This window comes from Mycobacterium sp. SM3041 (genome assembly GCF_039668335.1).
In the GTDB taxonomy this organism is placed as follows: domain Bacteria; phylum Actinomycetota; class Actinomycetes; order Mycobacteriales; family Mycobacteriaceae; genus Mycobacterium.
Genome location: NZ_JAYXBQ010000023.1, coordinates 1 through 2,764, shown reverse-complemented (window position 1 = coordinate 2,764; position 2,764 = coordinate 1). Strand labels below are relative to the sequence as shown.

The following is a 2,764-nucleotide window of genomic DNA, read 5'->3' as shown; positions in this document are numbered from 1 at the left end:
ATCCGGGGGCAACCTCACACTATGCCTGTGCGCAATCAAGGACGTGTTCTCCAACCGGATCATCGGCTACTCGATCGACTCCCGACGCGGTGACGTCGGAGGCTGCATTCTGTATCCCGATCGCGGATCTCAGTTCAGGTCAAGGAAATTCGTTCACAATCTGCATCGACACGTCACGGTCGGATCGATGGACCGCGTCGGGACAGCTGGCGACAACGCGGCCATGGAGAGGTTCTCCACGTCTCATGCAGAAGAAGCGACGGTTGTGACCGCGAAACCGCCCGGTATCAGAGCACTGCGCACGATAACCGCTCACGCACGCAATGCAAACACCTATCCTTCTCGGGCGCCGACCAAGGTGCGGAACGGACCAGAGTCAAGTCGTGGCTCCTTGGGCAAACCGAGCAGCTTCTCCCCAACAATATTTCGCTGCACTTGAGAGCTACCCGCGTAAATCGTTGCGGCCCTTGCGGCGAGCGCAGACTCAACCCACGCGAGCGACGCGTTCGGCGTACCGAGGTCCGCCGTTATCAAGGCTCCATTTGTTCCCGTGCCAGACGGCGTGAGCACGTCCGACCCGAGTATCTCCATTGCAAGTTCGGTTTCACGTTGGAAGAACTCACTCCAGATTATCTTCGTCATCGCCGCCTCGGCTCCGGGATACTCACCCTTCAAGAAGCGCGACAACGCTTGGTAGCCACGACAGCGCATGATCTCGACGCGGCTGCAGGCCCACGCGAGTTGTTCACGGATGTGCGGGTCGCTCGTCTTGCCTCGCTCTCGCGCCAGGTCAATGAGCCGAGTGACGTCGGCTTGAAATCGGATTGCGTCGGTGGTGACGCTGGTTCCGCGCTCGAAACCGAGCAGGGTCATCGCCACCGACCATCCGCCGTTGAGCTCCCCCACAATGTTGCCCGCCGAGGTCCGAGCGTCAGTGAAGAATACTTCATTGAACATCGTCTGACCGACCATGTTCTTGATGGGCCGAACCTCGACGCCCGGCTGATTCATCGGTACGAGGAGGAAGGAGATCCCCCTGTGTTTGGAGGCGTCCACGTCCGTCCGACACAAGACGAAAATCCAGTTTGCGAGATGACCGGCGGAGGTCCAAATCTTCGATCCGTTGATCACCCACTCACCGTCGTCAAGCACCGCCCTGGTCCGCAAACTGGTGTGCCTCGTTGCGCCTGCCGCGCGATCACTATGTGCGTCTGGACGGCAATGATTACTCGGTGCATCCCGGGGCCGTCGGACGGCGGGTGCTGGTGCGGGCGGATCTGGATCGAGTCCACGCGTTCTGCGACGGGGAACTGGTCGCCGAGCATGAACGTATCTGGGCAACGCATCAGACCCTGTCGGACCCGGCGCACGTTGAGGCGGCGAAAGTACTGCGGCGCAGGCGAATAGCAGCCAAACACGCCGTGGCTGAACCGCAAGTCGTGACCCGATCGCTGACCGATTACGACACCGCGTTCGGTGTGGACCTCGATGGCGGGGTGGCCTGATGGCGACCGCGAAAACCAGCCCAGCCGGCCGTGATGTCCGCGCTGAAATCGCCTACCTGACAAGGGCATTGAAGGCACCGACGTTGCGCGATGCCACCGAAAGGCTCGCCGAGCGGGCTCGCGCGGAGAACTGGAGCCACGAAGAATACCTGGCCGCGTGCCTACAACGGGAAGTGTCCGCTCGCGAAGCCCACGGCGGCGAAGGACACATCCGATCGGCCCGGTTTCCGGCACGAAAATCGTGGTGGATTCAAGGTCCTAGTGCAACAGCGGGTGGATCGGACGGGTCGGACAGTAGTTCGTCGAGGCGTTGGGCGGGTGTTTTCCAGTCCAGGGGTTTGCGTGGCCGGTTGTTGAGTTTGGCGGCGACGTGGTCCAGATAGTCCTCAGGAAATATCGATAGATCGCTGCCCTTGGGGAACCACTGGCGCAGAAGACCGTTGGTGTTTTCGTTGGTGCCGCGCTGCCAAGGCGAGTGCGGGTCGCAGAAGTAAATGTCCAGATCGATCGCTTCGGTGATCTGGGCGTGGTTGGCCATCTCCTTGCCCTGATCCCAAGTCAAGGTTTGACGCAGCATCGCCGGCAGCCGGGGCATCTTGGCCACGATGGCGTTCTGTACCGCCTCAGCGGTGTGGTTCTCGGGCAGATGCAGCAGCACCGCGTACCGCGTGGACCGCTCGACCAGCGTCCCGATCGCTGACCCTGATTCGGTGCTGCCCAGGATCAGGTCGCCTTCCCAGTGCCCGGCCACAGCCCGGTCGAGGGCCTCGGCGGGACGCTCACTGATGTTGATAATTCCGGGGATGCGTCCGCGGCGTTCCCCGGCCCGGCGGCGTGGGTGACGCAACGCTCGCCCAGTGCGCAGGCAGGTGTGCAGTTCCCGACGCAGATTGCCTTTGCCCTGCACGTAGATCGACTGGTAGATCGTCTCGTGGGACACCCGCATCTCCAGATCGTCGGGAAACTCAACCACCAGCTGCCGGGCGATCTGCTCGGGGCTGAGGAAATCTTTGAGCCAAGTCTGCACCTGGGTATGCAGACGAGCGCTGGTAGCCAGCTTGCGCGGATGCGGTCGCCGGGCCTTGCGCTGGGCGCGGCCCTGGGCGGCGCTGGGGAAATAGTGCGGGCGTCGCAACGGTCCGCCCCGCCACGGGGCACCGAAACGGAACTGCGGCCGGTACTTGTTGCGGCCATCAGAGCTGTTGCGTTTGATCTCCCGGCTGATCGTCGAGGGCGCCCGTCCTAGTCGCTTGGCGATG

General features: G+C 62.5%; 1 protein-coding gene and 4 pseudogenes. 3 read left to right on the top strand and 2 right to left on the bottom strand.

The features are described from left to right. Positions 1-235, top strand: a pseudogene (locus VXD91_RS06460) (IS3 family transposase); the annotation flags it as partial. A gap of 98 nt (positions 236-333) precedes the next feature. Here VXD91_RS06460 and VXD91_RS06455 read toward each other — a convergent pair. After that, positions 334-1,170 (bottom strand): annotated as a pseudogene (locus VXD91_RS06455) (acyl-CoA dehydrogenase family protein); the annotation flags it as partial. Between VXD91_RS06455 and VXD91_RS06450 the strand changes: the two are divergent. Both VXD91_RS06450 and VXD91_RS06445 read left to right on the top strand, forming a co-directional pair. Further along, positions 1,170-1,505: pseudogene (locus VXD91_RS06450) on the top strand (IS21 family transposase); the annotation flags it as partial. The pseudogenes VXD91_RS06455 and VXD91_RS06450 overlap by 1 nt on opposite strands. After that, positions 1,505-1,747, top strand: a pseudogene (locus VXD91_RS06445) (IS21-like element ISAau2 family helper ATPase IstB); the annotation flags it as partial. The pseudogenes VXD91_RS06450 and VXD91_RS06445, both read left to right, overlap by 1 nt. An 8-nt stretch (positions 1,748-1,755) precedes the next feature. Here VXD91_RS06445 and VXD91_RS06440 read toward each other — a convergent pair. Continuing rightward, a partial coding sequence (locus VXD91_RS06440; RefSeq protein WP_346414986.1) for an IS30 family transposase occupies positions 1,756-2,764 on the bottom strand: 1,009 nt, incomplete at its 5' end.